15 protein-coding genes are annotated in these 17362 nt (G+C 69.7%); 12 read left to right on the top strand and 3 right to left on the bottom strand.

Annotated features, from left to right (window positions below; translation table 11 throughout):
* The first annotated feature begins 4 nt into the window (after positions 1-4).
* From tmk to OZ403_RS13155, 11 genes are all read left to right on the top strand, one after another.
* A complete protein-coding gene (gene tmk, locus OZ403_RS13205; RefSeq protein WP_268784352.1) occupies positions 5-1705 on the top strand; it encodes a dTMP kinase in 1701 nt (566 codons plus the stop codon).
* 9 nt (positions 1706-1714) lie between these two features.
* The gene (locus OZ403_RS13200; protein ID WP_140789996.1) at positions 1715-2422 is read left to right on the top strand and encodes a DUF4956 domain-containing protein; all 708 of its coding nucleotides are present in this window, start codon (positions 1715-1717) and stop codon (positions 2420-2422) included.
* Positions 2419-3204, top strand: coding sequence for a hypothetical protein (locus OZ403_RS13195; protein ID WP_268784351.1), 786 nt, complete (start codon positions 2419-2421; stop codon positions 3202-3204). The genes OZ403_RS13200 and OZ403_RS13195 overlap by 4 nt, the downstream gene beginning before the upstream one ends.
* A 129-nt stretch (positions 3205-3333) precedes the next feature.
* Positions 3334-4968 (top strand): metallophosphoesterase, encoded by a 1635-nt coding sequence (locus OZ403_RS13190; RefSeq protein WP_268784350.1) that lies wholly within the window; start codon positions 3334-3336, stop codon positions 4966-4968.
* A gap of 130 nt (positions 4969-5098) precedes the next feature.
* Positions 5099-6517, top strand: a complete 1419-nt coding sequence (locus OZ403_RS13185) for an RsmB/NOP family class I SAM-dependent RNA methyltransferase (protein WP_140797986.1) — start codon at positions 5099-5101, stop codon at positions 6515-6517.
* 30 nt (positions 6518-6547) lie between these two features.
* On the top strand, positions 6548-8326 hold the full coding sequence (locus tag OZ403_RS13180; protein WP_140797985.1) for a M61 family metallopeptidase: 1779 nt from the start codon (positions 6548-6550) through the stop codon (positions 8324-8326).
* A gap of 11 nt (positions 8327-8337) precedes the next feature.
* On the top strand, positions 8338-9804 hold the full coding sequence (locus tag OZ403_RS13175; protein WP_140789990.1) for a tetratricopeptide repeat protein: 1467 nt from the start codon (positions 8338-8340) through the stop codon (positions 9802-9804).
* 8 nt (positions 9805-9812) lie between these two features.
* The gene (locus OZ403_RS13170) at positions 9813-10232 is read left to right on the top strand and encodes a carboxypeptidase regulatory-like domain-containing protein (protein WP_140789988.1); all 420 of its coding nucleotides are present in this window, start codon (positions 9813-9815) and stop codon (positions 10230-10232) included.
* A 275-nt stretch (positions 10233-10507) separates the two neighbouring features.
* On the top strand, positions 10508-11389 hold the full coding sequence (locus OZ403_RS13165; protein WP_268784349.1) for a ribonuclease HII: 882 nt from the start codon (positions 10508-10510) through the stop codon (positions 11387-11389).
* Positions 11386-12021, top strand: coding sequence for a hypothetical protein (locus tag OZ403_RS13160; protein WP_268784348.1), 636 nt, complete (start codon positions 11386-11388; stop codon positions 12019-12021). The genes OZ403_RS13165 and OZ403_RS13160 overlap by 4 nt, the downstream gene beginning before the upstream one ends.
* Before the next feature lie 41 nt (positions 12022-12062).
* Positions 12063-12692, top strand: a complete 630-nt coding sequence (locus OZ403_RS13155; protein ID WP_140789982.1) for a histidine phosphatase family protein — start codon at positions 12063-12065, stop codon at positions 12690-12692.
* 25 nt (positions 12693-12717) lie between these two features.
* Here OZ403_RS13155 and OZ403_RS13150 read toward each other — a convergent pair whose 3' ends face one another.
* The 3 genes from OZ403_RS13150 to OZ403_RS13140 all read right to left on the bottom strand — a co-directional run bounded on the left by OZ403_RS13150 (position 12718) and on the right by OZ403_RS13140 (position 16874).
* Positions 12718-14073 (bottom strand): aminotransferase class I/II-fold pyridoxal phosphate-dependent enzyme, encoded by a 1356-nt coding sequence (locus tag OZ403_RS13150; RefSeq protein WP_140853915.1) that lies wholly within the window; start codon positions 14071-14073, stop codon positions 12718-12720.
* A gap of 295 nt (positions 14074-14368) precedes the next feature.
* Positions 14369-16324, bottom strand: a complete 1956-nt coding sequence (acs, locus tag OZ403_RS13145) for an acetate--CoA ligase (protein ID WP_268784347.1) — start codon at positions 16322-16324, stop codon at positions 14369-14371.
* Between the two features lie 55 nt (positions 16325-16379).
* Positions 16380-16874 carry a hypothetical protein gene (locus OZ403_RS13140; RefSeq protein WP_140796433.1) on the bottom strand — a complete coding sequence of 165 codons (495 nt, stop codon included), beginning with the start codon at positions 16872-16874 and terminating at the stop codon, positions 16380-16382.
* 61 nt (positions 16875-16935) lie between these two features.
* On the opposite strand from OZ403_RS13140, the gene OZ403_RS13135 reads away from it, so the two are divergent.
* A complete protein-coding gene (locus OZ403_RS13135) occupies positions 16936-17358 on the top strand; it encodes an NUDIX hydrolase (RefSeq protein ID WP_268784346.1) in 423 nt (140 codons plus the stop codon).
* Positions 17359-17362 lie beyond the last annotated feature (4 nt).

Below are 17362 nucleotides of genomic sequence, written 5' to 3'. Positions count from 1 at the left end.
CACAGTGTTCATCGACTTCGAGGGAATTGACGGAAGCGGCAAGACGACGCTCTCCAACCTGCTGGCCGCGAAGCTGAAGCGGCTGGGCTACCGGGTGGCGCATGCGCGGGAGGGCGGCGAGCTGCAGGCGCCCGCGGCGCGGCGCATCCGGGAGCTGACGCGAGACTCCCGGCTGCTGGAGATGTCTCCACGCACGGAGTTCTTCCTCAACCTGGCGCGGGACGCCCAACAACTGGATGAAGTGGTGGCGCCCGCGCTGTCCCGGGGCGAGGTGTGCATCACCGACCGCTACCTGTACTCACAGCTGGCGCTCAGCGGTGGAGGCCGCGGGTTGCCCATGGACGAGCTGCGACCCGCGTGCGAGCTGGCCTCGCAGGGCCTGTGGCCGGACCTGGTCATCCTGGTGGACGTGGATCCGGACCTCGCCCGGCTGCGCAAGCGCCTGGGCAAGCTCCAGAGCAAGCGCGTCAATGATGGGGACAGCCGGAAGGGAATGGTGGGCGCGGGCCTGGCGGTACGCGTGCGCGAGTCCTTCCTGGAGATGGCGCGGAAGGATCCGCAGCGGTGGATCATCCTGGAGAACAACGACGTCCCCCTGCGCGTGCTGGAGCAGCGGCTGGTGGACGCCGTCGTCGCCCGGCTGGAGGGGCGCGAGCAGCAGGTGCAGCGCATCGTCCCGGCGCCGGCCCGGCCGCGGCATGCCAGCCCCACCACGCTCGAGAACCTGGAAGAGCGCTTCTTCCAGACGTTAGACACCGTGGAGCAGCGCGAGCCGGCGCTCGCGGTGTGGATGTTGAGCGGAATCCCAGGCCTGGCCGCGCACCAACAGCGCCTGGCCTTCGCGGAGCGCTTCCCGGGCCTCACCGCGCGCGGCATGGCGGGCCTGGATGACGTACCGGCCATGGAACTGCGCGAGCTGCTGGCGGACCTGGCGCCCGCGGAGGTGGCCTTCAGCCTCACGGGCCGCATGGACTCGCGCGCGGCCATGTTGCGGCAGCGGCTGTACGCGCGGGCCCCCACGGAGGTGCTGGCGAGCCTCAAGAACGATGGCTCGGCCCCGGCGTGGGCCATGCGCGAGCGCGCCATGCGGGACGGGCGGCTGGCGGACGTGCTCGCGGGGCTCGCCGGCCAGGACTGCGAGGAGTCCTGGTTGGTGCGCGAGGCGGGCATGCAGCGCAAGCTGTTCACGGAGGTCGCGAGCAGCCTCACCGGTGTCCCGGGGGCGCGGGCGGATGCGCTGCGCGAAGTCCTGCTGCCGCATGACCGGCTGGCGGTGCTGCGCAGCACCCAGGGCCTGGACACACCGGTGGCCCGAGGCCTGCGAGAGGCCCTGGCGGGCAAGGCGCTGAAGCTGGTGCTCCGCTCGCTGACGGGCCTGGACACCGAGGAAGCCTGGGCGCTGCGCGAGCGCGGCGCGCCGCAGACGAAGGAGGCGCTGGATTCGGTGGACGGCATGGATGCCTCGCGGGCCTGGAAGCTGCGTGTGGACCATCTGGGCCGGTGGCCCACCACCGCGCTGTCCTCCTTGAAGGGACTGCCCATGGGGCCGCACGCGGAGGCGCTCATCGAGCGTGTGCTGGCGGAACAGCCAGACCGGCTGCCGGTGCTGCGCAACGCCTACGCAGTGGCCGCAACCGCACGGGCGCTCGCGCAGCAGCCCGCGCGCACGGTCCGCGTGGACACCTCTACCCGAATGGAAGCCTAGGTCACCGCCATGGATGCATCATTCTCAGCCCTGTTCGAGGGTGCGAAAGCGGAGCTCAGCGCGCTGTCCGTCACCGCGATTCTGCCGCGGATGCTGGCCGCGGCGCTCATTGGCACCCTGCTGTCACTGCGGCCTTGGCGCCTGCTCATGAAGCGGGCGCTGCCCAAGGCGGACATGATTCAGGCGCAGGTGCTGCTGTGTGCGGCGGCGGCGGTCATCACCGCCGTCATCGGCGACAGCCTGGCGAAGGCCTTCGGGCTGGTGGGCCTGGGCGGCTTCGTTCGGTTCCGCTCGGGACTCAAGGACCCGCGTGACGCGGCCATCCTCTTCCTGATGATTGGCCTGGGCATGGCGTGCGGCCACGGCAGCCTGGGACTTGCCTCCGTCGGGACGGTGTTCGTGATGGCCCTGCTCTTCGTGCTGGATTGCTTCAACCGCGAGGAGGCGCCCGCCACGGCGAAGCAGCGGCTGGTGCTGTCGGCGCAGTCGGATGACCTGGTGGGCGCGGAGGCCACGCTGCGCCGGGTCCTGGGTGAGCGGAATGTCATGGTGAAGAGCTGCGCGCTCGACTTCGACGGGCGGCGGCTGGAGTTGGAAGTAGAGGAGCCAGAGCCGGGCTCCCTCGCCGCGGCGCTGGGCCGCACGGAGGGGGCGGCCCTGCGAGGCTTGCGGTGGACGGCGGTGAATCCGAGGAGCACACGGGAGGAGCGGGTATGAGGCGCAGCTGGGTGGCCGTGTTCGCGGCGGGGTGGTTGGTGGCGTGTGGCGGCAACAGCCTGCCCGCGGGAGATTCGCAGGACCCGACACCCGGCGGCGGACTGCCGGGAGAGCCGGTGGTGCCGGGAGGACCGGATGGACAGGGCAACGGAGAGGAGCCCACCGGGTCGCAGTCGCTATGGCCGCTGACCGCGGGCAGCACCTGGACCTACGACATCCAGGACCCCGTCGAAGGCAACTTCCAAAAGCAGGTGACGGTGGTGGGCCCCGGCGAAGTCCCTGGCCAGCCGGGCATCAACGCCGTCCAGGTGCACAGCCGCCAGGACCGCGTGCGCAACGGCACCCTCTATGAGGAGTATTCGTGGCAGGTGGAGCTCACCAACGGGCTCGTCGTGCGCCTGCGCGAGGACGACTACCGCAATGGCCAGCAGGTCCGCTCCACCACCTGGTCTCCGGCCACGGTGAAGTCCGTGGCGAGCGTCCCAGACTCCCTGCCCTGGACGTACAAGAGCGACGTGCTCGAGCACATCACCCTGGGCGACGGCTCGAAGGACCAGAAGGACCCGACGTACATCTGGAAGGTGCTCGAATCCGGCGTGACGGTGACGACGCGGGCTGGAACCTTCACCAACGCGGTCAAGATTCAGCGCGACAAGGTCAACAACAACGGCGAGGTGAAGCCGGACAAGACGCGCTTCTACTGGCTCGTCCCGGGCATCGGAAAGGTGCGTGAGGAAGGCGAACGCACCGAGGACCTGGCGGCCTACGACATCAAGCCTTGACGCCTGGCTGGGGAGTAGGCGGACACACGGGGCCCTGCCCCACCGTCTCCTACTCCGAGTGGGGGCAGGATGAAGGTCAGCGGTTGAACGGTTGCGCCTCCATCCCGAGCTTGTTCGGGAGGAGGCCTCATGCACCGGAAGACCCCCTTTCACCTTGCCCCCTGGACGGCCGCGCTGATGCTGCTGGCCAGCACCGCGAGTGCAGGGACGCTGTATCGAGACCCTTATCTGCAGAAGGTGGGGCCAGACACGGCGACGATCGCCTTCCGGCTCGCGGCCAACTGCCAGGCGGAGGTGCGCTACGGCGAGGGCGCAGCCAACCAGTCCGCTGTCTCCCAGGACGGCGGGAAGCTGCACTCGGTGGTGCTGACCGGGCTGAAGCCGGGCACCGAGTACGCGTACGAAGTGTCGGCCTGTGGCCTGCGCACGCAGCTCAATCGATTCCGCACCGCGCCGGTGCCGGGGACCCGCAGCGTGCACTTCGTGGCGGTGGGCGACTTTGGCACGGGCGGCTCGAACCAGAAGAAGGTCGCCGCGGCCATGGTCAAGCGGCAGGCAGAGCTGTTCGTCGCACTGGGGGACAACGCCTACGCCGCTGGCACCGAGGCGGAGATCCAGAACAACCTCTTCGTGCCCATGGAGGCCCTGCTGGCCCAGGTGCCGTTCTTCGCGGCGCTCGGCAACCATGAGTACGTGACGAACCAGGGGCAGCCCTACCTGGACAACCTCTACCTGCCCACCAACAACCCCGAGGGCACGGAGCGCTACTACTCGTTCGACTGGGGCCACGTGCACTTCGTGGCGCTCGACTCCAACTGCGCCGTGGGACTGGCGTCGGCGGACCGTTGCACGCGGGATGCGCAGAAGACGTGGCTGGAGCGGGACCTCGCGGGGTCGACGCAGCCGTGGAAGATTGTCTTCTTCCACCACCCGCCCTGGTCCAGTGGCGAGCACGGCTCGCAGCTCTCCATGCGCCGCCACTTCGGCCCCATCATGGAGAAGTACGGCGTGGACCTGGTGCTCACCGGGCACGACCACAACTACGAGCGCAGCAAGCCCATGAAGGGTGACGCCGTCGCCGGGTCCGGCGAGAAGGGCATCCCCTACCTCGTGGTGGGCGGCGGCGGCGCGACGCTGAGGAAGCTCCCCGGCAACAAGCCGGACTGGAGCGTCATCCGAGACAACCAGGCCTATGGCTTCCTCGACGTGACGGTGGTCGACGGCACGCTCACCGCGCAGTTGCTCGGGGTGAACGGAGACACCGTGGACCGCTTCACGCTGCAGAAGGAGCTGCCTCCGCAGGAGCAGCTTCCCGAGGGTGCGCTGACGCTCGTCGTGGAGGGCGAGCGGGGCGTGGCCCCCCACCGCGCCTTCTTCCGGGCCACGCCGTCCTTCGAGGCCGCCACGGTGACCTGGGATTTCGGCGACGGCGGCACGGCCGAGGGCGAGGTCGCCGAGTACGTCTTCGCCATTCCCGGGCAGTACACGGTGACGGCCACCGCCACCCAGGGCACGGTGAAGCAGACGGCCACCGCCCTGGTCCAGGTGGCGGAGACTCCCGGTGAGGAGCCCCAGACGCCGGATTCCGGCACGACGGACCCGGGCTCACCGGCTCCCCGCCCGGGGCTTCCGGATACTCCCGGCCCCCCGGATGACGGCATGAGCAGTTCGAGCGGTGGCTGCGCCGCGGGCCCCACCGCCACCCTCCTCCCGGCGGCCCTGGCCCTGCTGGCCGCGGGTCTGCTCCACCGGCGCCGCAAGTAGGGCCTACCCGCCCAAGGTCTCCCGCGCCCTCCGCCTGACGTCACACGGCGGAGGGGCGGGCGTCCGCCGGGGCGGATTTGCTTTCCGCGCTTGTCAACCCGGCCCGAGGAATGCAAAGCCGCATTCCGTCATGGCCACCCAACGCAAGTCCCGCCCGCACTCGCGGTCGGCCCCGAAGAAGTCCGGCGCTCCGTCCGGGAAGAAGCTCTCCCCCTCCGAGCGGCCCGAACGGCCCCTGCGAGAAGACCTGGTCCTCCAGGCCTGCCTGGAGGCGTACGGCTCGGTCCGGCACGAGGGCCGCATGGCCGACCGCGCGCTGGACTTCACCCTGCGCCGCAAGGCCAACCTCTACTCCAACGAGCGCCGCGCCGTGGCCGAGCGCGTCTACGGCCTGCTGCGCCGCCAGCGGACGGTGGACTTCCTGCTGTCCCGCGCCCACCCACGCTTCGACAGCCTGGAGACGTCGCGCCAGGACGTGCTCCGCCTGGCCGCCTCGCGCGTCCTCTACGGCGAGCCCCAGGGCCTGGTGGCCCGCCAGTCCGCGCTGGCGCCCCCGGATGCGCAAGCCCTGGGTGCCCTTCCCGAAGCCGCCGCCGCCCTGGAGGCCCTGCCCGCCCGCGAGCGCTTCCCCATCGCCGCGTCGCTGCCGGACTTCCTCGCCGACCGCTTCCTCCAGACGTTCGGCCGGGATGCCGCTCGCGCCGCGGAGGCGATGAACGAGCGCGCCCCGCTGGTCGCCCGAGCCAACCTCCTCAAGGGGGACCGCGACGCGCTGGCGCAGCGGCTGAAGGCGGAGACGGTGGACGTCAAGCCCACGCCGCTGTCGCCCATGGGCCTGGTGCTGGAGACGCGAATCAACGCCTTCTCCCTTGAGAGCTTCCGCGAAGGCATGCTGGAGCTCCAGGACGAGGGCAGCCAGCTGCTCGGCATGCTGGTGGACGCGCCGCCCACGCGCGTGGTGGATGCGTGCGCGGGTGCCGGCGGCAAGACGCTGCAGCTCGCCGCGCAGATGAAGAACCGGGGTGACTTGCACGCCCTGGACATCGATGAGCGCCGCATGGAGGACCTGAAGAAGCGCGCGCGCCGCGCGGGTGTGCACAACGTGCGCGCCCAGCTCATCCCCCACGAGGGCCCGGAGGCCGACGCCGCGCTGACGCCCCTCAAGGGCAAGGCGGACCGGGTGCTGGTGGACGCGCCGTGCAGCGGCACCGGCACCTTCCGCCGCAAGCCTGACGCGCGCTACCGCCTCACGCCGGAGGATTTGGAGATGCACGTAGGCCGGCAAAAGGCCCTGCTGGCGCGCTTCGCCACGCTGGTGAAGCCCGGCGGCCGGCTCATCTACGGCACGTGCAGCGTGCTGCGCGAGGAGAACGAGAACGTGGTGGAGGACTTCCTCGCGAAGCACCCCGATTTCACAGTGAAGCCGGTGGCGGAGCTGCTGGGGGTGGAGCTGGCCGAGAAGATCGGCCCCGGCCCCTTCCTCCGGCTGGCGCCTCACACCCACGGGACCGACGGATTCTTCGGCGCCGTCCTCGTCCGCGCGAAGTAACCTGCGGCCGGGGGGAGAGAGACACTGCTCATGCACCGTGCCGTCCGCTACCGCGTCTCCATGCCCCGGCCGCATACGCACCTGCTGGAGGTGGAAGCCTCCTTCCCAGGAGGCGCCAGCGTGCTGGACGCAGTGCTGCCGGTGTGGACGCCCGGCAGCTATATGGTGCGGGAGTTCGCGCGGCAGGTGCAGGACATGACGGCCCATGCGCCGGACGGAACGCTCCTTCCGGTGCGGCGCGCGGACAAGCGCACCTGGCGGGTGGACGCGAAGGGCGTGGCCGTCACGCTGCGCTACCGCGTCTACGCCAACGAGCTGACGGTGCGCACCAACCACCTGGACGGCTCACACGCCTACTTCAACGGCGCCGCCACGTTCCTCTACACGGAGGACACGCGCGGGCTGGAGCACCACGTCACGGTGGACGCGCCCCCCGGCTGGCGGACCTTCTGCGCGCTGGGCCAGCGCGCTAACACCTTCGTCGCCCAGGACTACGACGAGCTGGTGGACAGCCCCTTCGAGGTCGGTCCCCACACGCCGCTCACCTTCAGCGTGGAGGGCGTGCCGCACGAAGTCGTGGTGTGGGGCGACACGGTGCAGGACCCGGAGCGGCTGTGCGCGGACCTGAAGCGCATCTGCGAATGCCAGGCCCGCGTGTTCGGCGGCCTGCCCATGCCGCGCTACCTCATCCTGCTGTACCTGACGGACCGGGGCCGAGGCGGCCTGGAGCACAAGGCCAGCACCGCGCTGCTGTTCCCCCGCGTCGGACTTTCCACCAACCGCGGCTGGGAGGACCTGCTCACCCTGGTGGCGCATGAGTACTTCCACCTGTGGTTCATCAAGCGGGTGAAGCCGCGTGCGCTGGTGCCCTTCGACTACGCGAAGGAGAACTACACCTCGCTGCTGTGGGCCTTCGAGGGCTCCACGGCGTACTACGACAACCTCTTCGTGCGGCGCGCCGGGCTGATGTCCGCGCAGCGCTACCTCACGCGCCTGGGCGAAACGCTCACCGCGCTGCACGCCACGCCGGGGCGCCACGTGCAGACGCTGACGGAGGCGTCGCTGGTGAGCTGGGTGAAGCACTACCGCCCGGACGAGAACTCGCCCAACAGCGCCATCTCCTACTACCTCAAGGGCGAGGTCGTCTCCGCGCTGCTCGACCTGGAGATCCGCCGCGCCACCGGTGACGCCCGTTGCCTGGATGACGTCGCGCGCGTCTTGTGGCAGCGCTACGGCGACGGCGCCGGCGTTCCCGAGGACGGCGTCGAAGCCGTGGCCAGCGAGGTGGCCGGCGTGGACCTGACGCCCTTCTTCGACCGGGCGCTGCGCACCACGCAGCCGCTGGACTACTCCGTCTTCGCCCACGTCGGTCTGGAGCTGAACTTCCGTCCGCGCGAGGCCGCCAGCGACAAGGGAGGCACGCCGCCGCCGCGAGGCCGGGCGGGGGAAGGCAAGCCCAAGGGCTGGCTGGGCGTCACCACGCGGGGCAGTGGCACCGTGGCGGTGGTGATGGATGGCTCGCCCGCACAGGACGCGGGGCTCTACGTGGAGGACGACCTGGTCGCGCTGGATGGCTGGAAGGTGGACGGCGCCAGCCTGCTGTCCCGCTGCGAGGAGCGGAGGCCCGGCGAGACGGTGCGGCTCACGGTGTTCCGCCGTGACCGGCTGCTGGAAATCCCGGTGGTGCTGGGGACGAAGCCCGCGGAGGCGGCGTGGCTGTCCCGCGTGGAGCGACCCACCGACGCCCAGAAGGCCGCCTATCAGGCGTGGCTCGGAGCCCCCTGGGAAGAGTCCCCGGGGCAGTCGTAGGCTTGGGGGCCATGAGCCCCTCATCGCCCAACATCATTCCACCGGATGCGCCCCTTCCCCGCTGCCAGCGGCATCGGACCGCCGTGGCCGGGTGGCGTTGCGAGAGGTGCAACGAAACGCTCTGCCCCGACTGCGTGGTGGGTCGACGGGCCCAGACGGTGGAGCTGGTGGCGTGCGAGCGCTGCGGCGACGTGGCGCAGACCCTGCTCACCTCGCGCAGCCGGGTGTCCGTGGCGCAGCGGCTCAAGGGCGCGTGGCGCTACGTCTTCACCCCGTCCGGCCTGCAGGTCATGGTGGCGGTCAGCGTCTTCCTGGCGGCGCTCCGGTGGCTGGTGGAGCTGGCCATCTCCTTCTCGGCCCTCATCCCGCTGACAATTTACGGAGGTGTCTTCTGGGGCACCTTCTTCACGCTCGCGCGGGACTCGGCCCGCGGCGAGACGGCGCTGCGCTCGCCCGACTACCGCGACTACTTCCATGACGCGGTTCTCCCCGGCCTCCGCGGCGTGGTGACCTTCGCCATCGTCTGGATGCCCGCGTTCCTCTACGTCACCGTGCTGCGCCCGCTCCTCCAAGAGGGGCGCTCGGCGCTCGGCGCGTGGATTCGGGGCCTGGACACCCCCGGGCTGCTGACAGTGGACCCAGTGCTGATCGGCCTGCTGCTGCTCGGCGTCCTCTGGCTGCCCGCGGCGCTCCTCATCACCGCCGCGCGCCAGCCCCTGCTGACCCTGTTCGACGTGCCCGGAACCCTTCGCATCGTCCGCCGCCTGGGCCGGGACTACACGCTGGTCGCGGGAACGCTGATGGGCCTGGGCGTCCTCCACCTCATGACGCACGGGGTGGCGTTGCTGCTGCGCGTGCTGAACCTCTTCGTCATCTCACGCGTGCTGGCCGAAGCCGTCACGTTGATCATCCCCTTCACCGCCGCGCACGTGGTGGGGCTGCTGCTGTACACGCGGGGCGATGCGCTGGGGTATGGCCTCGAGCAAGACTACCTGGGCCCCGTGCTGGGCGACGCACAACCGAGCCGCATGGCGCCGCCCCTGCGCGAAGCCGGTCCCATTCCCTTCACCGGAGCAGCGGCCACCGCCGCCGAGACGGGAACCTCCAACGACGACACCCTGGAGGCACTGGCGGCCGCGGTGAACGCCCGCGATGTTCCACTCGCGATGTCGCTGTATGCCACCGTGCGGCAGCAATCGCGGCTGCGTGTGCCCCCCGAGCATCACCTGTTCGTCGGACAGGCCGCGGCCGTGGAAGGAAATTTCCCACTGGCGGTAGCGGCGTTGGAATCCGCGGCAGACACGGCGCCCGATGAGCCCACCGCGCCCCGTGCGTTGGTACTTCTGGCGCGTGTGTTGGGCGAACGGATGCACGACGCGCCGCGCGCGGAAGAAGTCTACCGCTACGTGCTACACCGTTACCCAGACACGGCAGCGGCACGCTTCGCGAGTGAACGCGTGGCTCCGACTTCCGACTGATACAGACGTTGCCGCGCCCGCACGCCAGCATCACCCTTCACGGCATGGTTCGCGCACGCTGGTTTTCGTGGCTCATCGGTTTCGGTCTCTTCGCGGCATGTGACCAGGCGCCTCGCATGGAGCGCGCGGTGGACGACTGCCAGGCGGAGTTGGTGTCGCTGAAGGTGGAGGTGCTTTCGGCGGAGGGCGCGCGCGTGCGCGGGGCGACAGTCACCGGCACCAACGTGACCTCCAACGTGAGCATCACCGGCGTGACAGACGACCAGGGCGTCAGCACCGCCATCAACGAATCGCTCGCGCCCAGCGTGGTGCGAGTGATGGCCACCGCGGGCGCCAAGGTGTCCGCGGCCCAGCAGGTGGAATGGGTGTGTGACGCCTGCAACTGCCAGCCAGAGCCGGCCACCCTCCAACTCCAGCTCAATCCGTAGGACCCGCGCCGCGCGACACTGAGACAACCTCGGTTTCATGGATTCATCTGAATGAACGCGAGGGAGGTTGTGCTCCACCCGCCCCATGGAGTACGGCTGGTGACATGCGTGACGCCCGTCAGCCTTCCCCGCGTCTGGCCCACCCTGCTTCCAGGGGGGCCCTCCAGTCGGCTTCCTCCGAGCACGGGGCCGCGGGGATGTGTTGCCGCTGTGCGCGAGGTCCCTGCGCATGGGGTCCTGTCAGCACACGTTCCAGGTAGGTCCGGGCCCTCATCATGTCCGCAGACACCGTGGAACAGCTGCTTCAGTGTGCGCTGTCTGAGTTGACCGCGCGCTTCGTCACCCAGGCCAACTCCGTCCCCGCCGGCTTGCTGGAGGCGTTGGACGCTGACCCGCGCGCGGGAGCGCATGCGCTCGCCCGGCGCATCCGTTCGCGCCAGGAGAAGCACCGCGCGGAGGGCCAGCGTCTGCGCAAGCTGCTCCGTTTCGAGACGGAGCTGTGGGAGCAGGGCCACACGCACATCGCGGGTGTGGACGAGGCGGGCATGGCACCGCTGGCGGGGCCCGTCGTGGCCGCCGCGGCCGTGCTGCCCAAGGGCTTCCGGCTCAAGGGGCTGGATGACTCGAAGAAGATTCTCGACGCCGAGAAGCGCGAGTCGCTGGCCGAGGCCATCAAGCGCGACGCGGTGGCCTGGGCCGTGGGCCGCGCGGAGGTGGAGGAGATCGACCGCATCAACATCTACCACGCGGGCCTGCTGGCCATGCGCCGCGCGGTGGAGGGGCTGTCGGTGAAGCCGGACCACCTGCTGGTGGATGCTCGCACGGTGCCGGAGTGCTCGGTGCCGCAGAAGGGCATCATCAAGGGGGACGCACTGTCTCTCAGCATCGCAGCGGCCTCCATCCTGGCGAAGACGACGCGCGACCGCTGGATGACGGAGCTGGATGCCCAGTACCCGGGTTATGGGCTCGCCGCGCACAAGGGCTACCCCACGCCGCAGCACCTGCAGGTGCTGCGTGAAAAGGGCGTGCTGCCCATCCACCGACGCAGCTTCGCGCCGGTGCGCGAGGCCCTGGGCCTGCCGACCAGCTCACCGCCTTCCGCCCTCCAGGCGGAGCTGTTCCCCGAGGCCCCTTCCCGAACAGGGGTGAAGTCATGAGCGCCGACCGGGACATCGACGAGTGGATGGCCGCGCGAGGCATCACCCTGCCCGAGGCCCGCGCGCGCACCCGCGCGGTGCTGGAGGAAGTGGGCCTCACCCGCCCCGGCCGCCAGCGCATGAGCGAGCCCAAGCTGGTCAAGGCGGCGGAGCTGCTGACGGGGCGCTTCTTCTCCGTGTGCGCGGACGGCGCGTGCCTCAAGGTCGCGCAGGCCAGCGGGCGTGAGCCGATTCGTGTCGAGCCACGGATGCACTGTGAGCGCTGTGGCGGCTCGGCCAACCGCCGCGCGGAGGTCGCCTTCGTGGAGACCTGCCAGCGCTACGGCGTGCGCCGCGTGGTGGTGGTGGGCGGCTCGCCAGCGGTGCGCGAGGAACTGGAGGCGAAGCTGGGCCACCAGATTGACTTGCGGATGGTGGACGGCACGGAACGCCGCACGGCGGACCGCGCCCGCAGCGACCTGGACTGGGCGGACCTGGTGCTGGTGTGGGGCGCCACGGAGCTGCACCACAAGGTCAGCGGCCACTACACGCACGGTGGGCCGGCCTACAGCCACAAGGTGGTGCACGTCGTGAAGCGGGGCGTGGCCGCGCTGTTGGAAGAAGGCATCACCCACCTGGAGCGGACGCGCTGAGTGCTGGACTCAGGCGACGCGCCAAAGCGACGCTTGAGTCCATGACGACCGAGTTCATCCTGCTCCGCCACGGAGAGACGGAGTGGAACTCCCTGGGGCGCCTCCAGGGACATCAGGACAGCACCTTGAGCCAGGTGGGCCTGCGCCAGGCAGACGCCCTGGCCGCGCGCCTGGAGCCCGTCCGATTCTCGGCGCTCTATTGCAGCGACCTGGGGCGGGCGCAAGAGACGGCGCGGCGCATCGCCACCCGCACAGGCCACACCATCCAGTCCGACACCCGCCTGCGCGAACGGGGCCTGGGCATCCTGGAAGGCCTCACCCGGGACGAGGCACGCCAGAAGCACCCGGACGTCTTCGCCGCGTACTCCGGTGGCGCGCCGGACTACATCGTCCCCGGCGGGGAGAGCACGTCCCAACGGCTGCGCCACGCGGTGGAGTGCCTGGAGGAGCTGGGCGCGCGCCACCGGGGCGAACGGCTGGTGGTGGTGACCCACGGAGGCGTGCTCAGCCTCCTGTTCCGTCACAGCCTGGGGATTCCACACGCGGCGCCACGCACCTTCTCCGTGCTCAACGCCGGGTGGAACCAATTCGACTACCACGAAGGTGCGTGGCGGCTGGTGACGTGGGGTGACGTCACCCACCTGCGTGCCACCAGCCTCGACGACACCTGAGCGCCCACGCGGTCGCTCGTGGAGGCTACAGCTCCACCTGCGGGCGCTGCTCGTCGCGGCGGGACGCGCGCGTCGCGGCCGGACGAACCTCCAGTTCGGCGCGGGCCTCGTCGATGGAGTCGCACACCCCGTCGGCGGCCCGCTGGACCTGCTCCAGCGTGTGGGACGCCATCACCTGCATGCGGAAGCGCGTCTCGCGCAAGCGAACGGCCGGGTACTCCACCAGGTTGGCGAAGATGTCGCGGTCGAACACCTTCTTCGAGGCCAGCCGCGCCACCTTCGCGTCGCCCACCTGCACGGGGACGACGTTGGACGGCTCGCCCAGACACGTCACGCCCCGCGCCTCGAAAGCTCCGCGCAGCGCCAGGATGTTCTCCCGCGCCTTCGCGCGCAGCGCGTCGCCCTCTTCCGAGCGGACGATGCGCAGCGACTCCAGCACCACCGCCGCCTGCATGGGCAGCAGCGCGTTGGAGAAGATGTGGGGTCCGCCCATGATGCGGATGAACTGGCGCACCGCCGGCGAGCGCGTGGCCACGAAGCCGCCATTGCTCGCGAACGTCTTGGAGAAGGCGCCCACCACCAGGTCCACCTTCCCCAGCAGGCCCTGCACGCCCAGGCTGCCCGTACCCCGGGGACCCATCGCGCCCAAGTCATGGGCCACGTCCACCAGCAGCGCCGCGCCGTACTCACGGCAGATGGACTGGAGCTCTTCAATCCGCGGCACGTCCGAGTCCATGGAGAACAGGCCCTCGGTGACGACGAGCACCGCGTTCTGCGTGTCGCGGGCGCGAATCTCCTGAAGCTTGCGCCGCATGGCGCGGTTGTTGAGGTGCGGCACGCGGCTCACGTTCGTCGTCGCGGCGGCGGCGCCCTGCTGGAGGCACGCGTGCGACAGCGCGTCGAGCACCACGTGGTCATCTGGACGCACCAGCCCGGCGATGACGCCGAAGCCCGCCCCCCAGCCGGTGGAGAACAGCGCCACGTGCGGCGTCTGCAGGTGCTCCGCGAGCGCCTTCTCCAGCATCAGCGACGGCGTCGTATTGCCCCCCAGCATCGCCGAGCCCGCGCTGTGCAACCCGTAATCCTGGATGGCCCGCTGGGCCGCCTCCACCACCGCCGGGTGCGTGGACAGCGACAGGTAATCCTGCGAACCGAAGTTCAGCCCCTGGCGCGCCGCCCCCGTCTCGCTGCGGACACCACACTCCGCCTTCGGTGCCGCCTTCAGGCTTCGCGAGTACGGCCACAGGCCCGCCTGCCGCCGCGACTCCTGCCACTCGAAGAAGGGTTCCGTCCGACCCAGCAGGTCAGGCCCCGTCGGCTGCGAGTAATGGGAGATGAAGTGGGTGAAGAGCGGCGAGTCGAGTTGAGCTCGGAAATCCATGAAGCACGTCCAGGGGGAAAGGTCGCGCTGTCAACGAGAGGCGCGGCGCGCGGGGAGGGGGGCGAGCGGCACATTTAATGCCTCTGCATCTTTCCAGTGTCAACCTGCCTACCCTGACGACTCCGCTGTATTCGTTTGTTCCGATTCGACCGGATGTGCTGCGTAGGCTGAAACAGGCGCAAGACACCCAGACAGACACGCATTTCCAGGGCCAAAAACGACGAATCCTGCTTTTTCACCCCAGGGCAGAGGTTGATTTTGACGCCCCCTGCCCTGAAGTGCGAGCAAGTGTCCGTCAGTCGTCGTTCTGCCTCAGCGCGGCCAGGACGTTGAGGTCCTCCAGGGTGGTGGTGTCCCCGGAGGCCTGGTTGCCCGCGGCCACGTCGCGCAGCAGCCGGCGCATGATCTTCCCCGAGCGCGTCTTCGGCAGCGCCTCCGCGAAGCGGATTTCATCCGGGCGGGCGATGGCGCCAATCTCGCGGCCCACGTGGGCGGCCAGCGTCTTCTTCAGCGCGTCGGACGGCGTGTTGCCCTGCTTCAGGGTGACGAAGGCCACCAGCACGGTGCCCTTCAAGTCGTCCGGACGGCCCACCACGGCGGCCTCCGCGACGGTTGCATGCGCCACCAGCGCGCTCTCCACCTCCGCGGTGCCCAGACGGTGGCCGGCGACATTGACCACGTCATCCACGCGGCCCATCAGCCAGATGTACCCATCCGCATCCGTGCGAGCGCCGTCGCCGGTGAAGTACATGCCGGGCAGCTCGTTGAAGTACGTGCGCACGTAGCGGTCCGGGTCGCCGTACACAGTGCGCAACATGGAGGGCCAGGGGCGCGTGACGAAGAGCAGTCCGCCCTGCCCTCGCGGCACCTTGTTGCCCTCGCGGTCCAGAATCTCCGCGTGGATGCCGGGCAGCGGCAGCGTGGCCGAGCCGGGCTTCGTCGGCGTGGCGCCCGGGAGCGGCGACACCATGATGCAGCCCGTCTCCGTCTGCCACCACGTGTCCACCACGGGGCAGCGGCCCCCGCCGATGACATCGCGGTACCACATCCACGCCTCGGGATTGATGGGCTCGCCCACGCTGCCCAGCAGACGCAGCGAGGACAAGTCGTGCTTGCGCACGGGCTCCTCGCCCAGGCGCATGAAGGCGCGGATGGCGGTGGGCGCGGTGTAGAGGATGGTGGCCTTGTACCGCTCGATGATGTCCCAGAAGCGGTCCGGCCCCGGCTGGGTGGGCGCGCCTTCGTAGAGAACGGTGGTGACGCCGTTCATCAGCGGGCCGTAGACGACGTAGGAGTGGCCCGTCACCCAGCCCACGTCGGCGGTGCACCAGTAGACGTCGTCTTCGCGCAGGTCGAACACCCAGCGCGTGGTGAGCGACGTATTCACCGCGTAGCCGCCCGTGGTGTGCAGCACGCCCTTGGGCTTTCCAGTGGAGCCCGACGTGTAGAGGATGAACAGCGGGTGCTCGCTCTCCACCCACTCCGGTTCACATTCCGCGGACTGCCCGCTCACCAGCGTGTCCCACGCCACCAGCTTGGGCCCGGACAGCGCCAGCGTGCTGCCCGTGCGGCGGAGCACCACCACCTTCTCCATGGTGGGCATGTTCGGCAGCGCCGCCTCCACGTTCTTCAGGAGCGGTACCACCGCGCCCTTGCGCCAGCCGCCGTCCGCGGTGAGCAGCACCTTCGCGCCCGCGTCGTTCATGCGCTCGTGGAGCGCCTCCGCGGAGAAGCCGCCGAACACCACCGAGTGCACCGCGCCAATGCGAGCGCACGCCAGCATGGCCACCGCGGCCTCGGGCACCATGGGCAGGTAGATGCCCACCCGGTCACCCTTCCGAACGCCCAGCGACTTGAGCGCGTTGGCCAGCTTGTTCACCTCGGTGGACAGCTCGCCGTACGTGAGGCTGCGGCGGTCGCCCGGCTCCCCCTCGAAGAGGATGGCGGGCTTGTCCTTGCGGGTGGCCAGGTGCCGGTCCAGACAGTTGTAGGCCAGGTTCGTCTTGCCCTCGACGAACCACCGCGCGTGCGGCGGCTTCCAGTCGAGCACCGTCTGGAAGGGCTCCTTCCAGTACAGCTCCTCGCGGGCGCGGTCGCCCCAGTACTTGTCAGGGTCCTTCGCGGCTTCGTCCCAGAGCTGCTGGTACTGCTCCATGCTCCGGATGTGCGCGCGCCGGGCGAACGCCTCTGGCGGCGGAAAGACGCGTGCTTCCGTCAGGACCGAGTGAATCTCATGCTTCGAAGCCGCCATGCGTTCCTCCAGCGTGGACAATGCCACCCTGTTCTAGGAACCCGGGGCGCGCGTCTCAACCCTCCGTGTCGCAGCGCTTCGATTCCTTGACGGCCTCGTAGCGCAGCCACATCTCGCAGACGCATTCGTCGGGGCGGCGCGTGTCGTAACGGACCCGCAGCACGCCGTTGAACTGCGTTTCGCACTGCGTCGTACCGTCAATGTGGATGTTGACCTGGTCCAACAGGCACTCCTGGCCGTTCACCTCGGCGGCGGCCTTGACCACGCTCCCGTCGATGGAGAAGTGGTCTCCGTCCTCCAGGAAATAGCCCACGAGGTGGCTGTCCAGGAAACCGAAGTCCAGGCGGACGACGCGCCCGCTGATTTGCAGGGTGCCGTAGAGCTGGTTGCGGTTGGTCTCCAGCAGACCGCAGTCGTCGCGAAGCACCTCGACGGGCTCGAAGACGTAATCGCCCGGCTCCTGGACGCGGGGCAGGCAGCCCGCCAGGCACGCCAGGAGCAGGCCGGAGAGGACAAGGCGATGGCGTCTCGGAGTAGACACGGCGCGCACCATACCCCACGGCACGCATCTAGGAAGTGCGGGCGTGACGGCAGCGGGTAGACTGGGGGTCATGCCCGAATACCGCAACCCCAAGCCCACCGTGGACTGCATCATCGAGCTGCCTGGTGAACGCATCATCCTCATCCGGCGTGCGAATCCGCCTGTTGGCTGGGCGCTGCCCGGTGGCTTCGTGGATGAGGGCGAGCCGCTCGACGTCGCCGCCGTGCGCGAGGTCCTGGAAGAGACGGGACTTCACGTGAAGCTGTCGGAGCAGTTCTTCACGTACTCGGACCCCCGGCGGGATCCTCGGCAGCACAACATCTCTACTGTCTACATCGGCTCGGCCGAGGGTGAACCGCAGGGCGCCGACGACGCGGCCGAGGCCCGCGCCTTCCGCGTAGATGAACTGCCGAAGGACCTGTGCTTCGACCACGACACCATCCTGTCCGACTACGTCACGTACAAGCGGACCGGACAGCGGCGGAAGCTCTAGGAGC

It is taken from the genome of Myxococcus sp. NMCA1 (genome assembly GCF_026810205.1).
Taxonomy (GTDB): Bacteria; Myxococcota; Myxococcia; order Myxococcales; family Myxococcaceae; genus Myxococcus; species Myxococcus xanthus_A.
The sequence above is the reverse complement of the archived record's forward strand: the minus strand, read 5'-3'. Positions and strand labels throughout refer to the sequence as shown.

Coding starts and splice junctions, on each gene's coding strand:
- OZ403_RS13200 (WP_140789996.1), top strand. CDS start 1,715: ATGGATGCATCATTCTCAGCCCTGTTCGAGGGTGCGAAAGCGGAGCTC.
- OZ403_RS13195 (WP_268784351.1), top strand. CDS start 2,419: ATGAGGCGCAGCTGGGTGGCCGTGTTCGCGGCGGGGTGGTTGGTGGCG.
- OZ403_RS13190 (WP_268784350.1), top strand. CDS start 3,334: ATGCACCGGAAGACCCCCTTTCACCTTGCCCCCTGGACGGCCGCGCTG.
- OZ403_RS13185 (WP_140797986.1), top strand. CDS start 5,099: ATGGCCACCCAACGCAAGTCCCGCCCGCACTCGCGGTCGGCCCCGAAG.
- OZ403_RS13180 (WP_140797985.1), top strand. CDS start 6,548: ATGCACCGTGCCGTCCGCTACCGCGTCTCCATGCCCCGGCCGCATACG.
- OZ403_RS13175 (WP_140789990.1), top strand. CDS start 8,338: ATGAGCCCCTCATCGCCCAACATCATTCCACCGGATGCGCCCCTTCCC.
- OZ403_RS13165 (WP_268784349.1), top strand. CDS start 10,508: ATGTCCGCAGACACCGTGGAACAGCTGCTTCAGTGTGCGCTGTCTGAG.
- OZ403_RS13160 (WP_268784348.1), top strand. CDS start 11,386: ATGAGCGCCGACCGGGACATCGACGAGTGGATGGCCGCGCGAGGCATC.
- OZ403_RS13155 (WP_140789982.1), top strand. CDS start 12,063: ATGACGACCGAGTTCATCCTGCTCCGCCACGGAGAGACGGAGTGGAAC.
- OZ403_RS13150 (WP_140853915.1), bottom strand. CDS start 14,073: ATGGATTTCCGAGCTCAACTCGACTCGCCGCTCTTCACCCACTTCATC.
- acs (WP_268784347.1), bottom strand. CDS start 16,324: ATGGCGGCTTCGAAGCATGAGATTCACTCGGTCCTGACGGAAGCACGC.
- OZ403_RS13135 (WP_268784346.1), top strand. CDS start 16,936: ATGCCCGAATACCGCAACCCCAAGCCCACCGTGGACTGCATCATCGAG.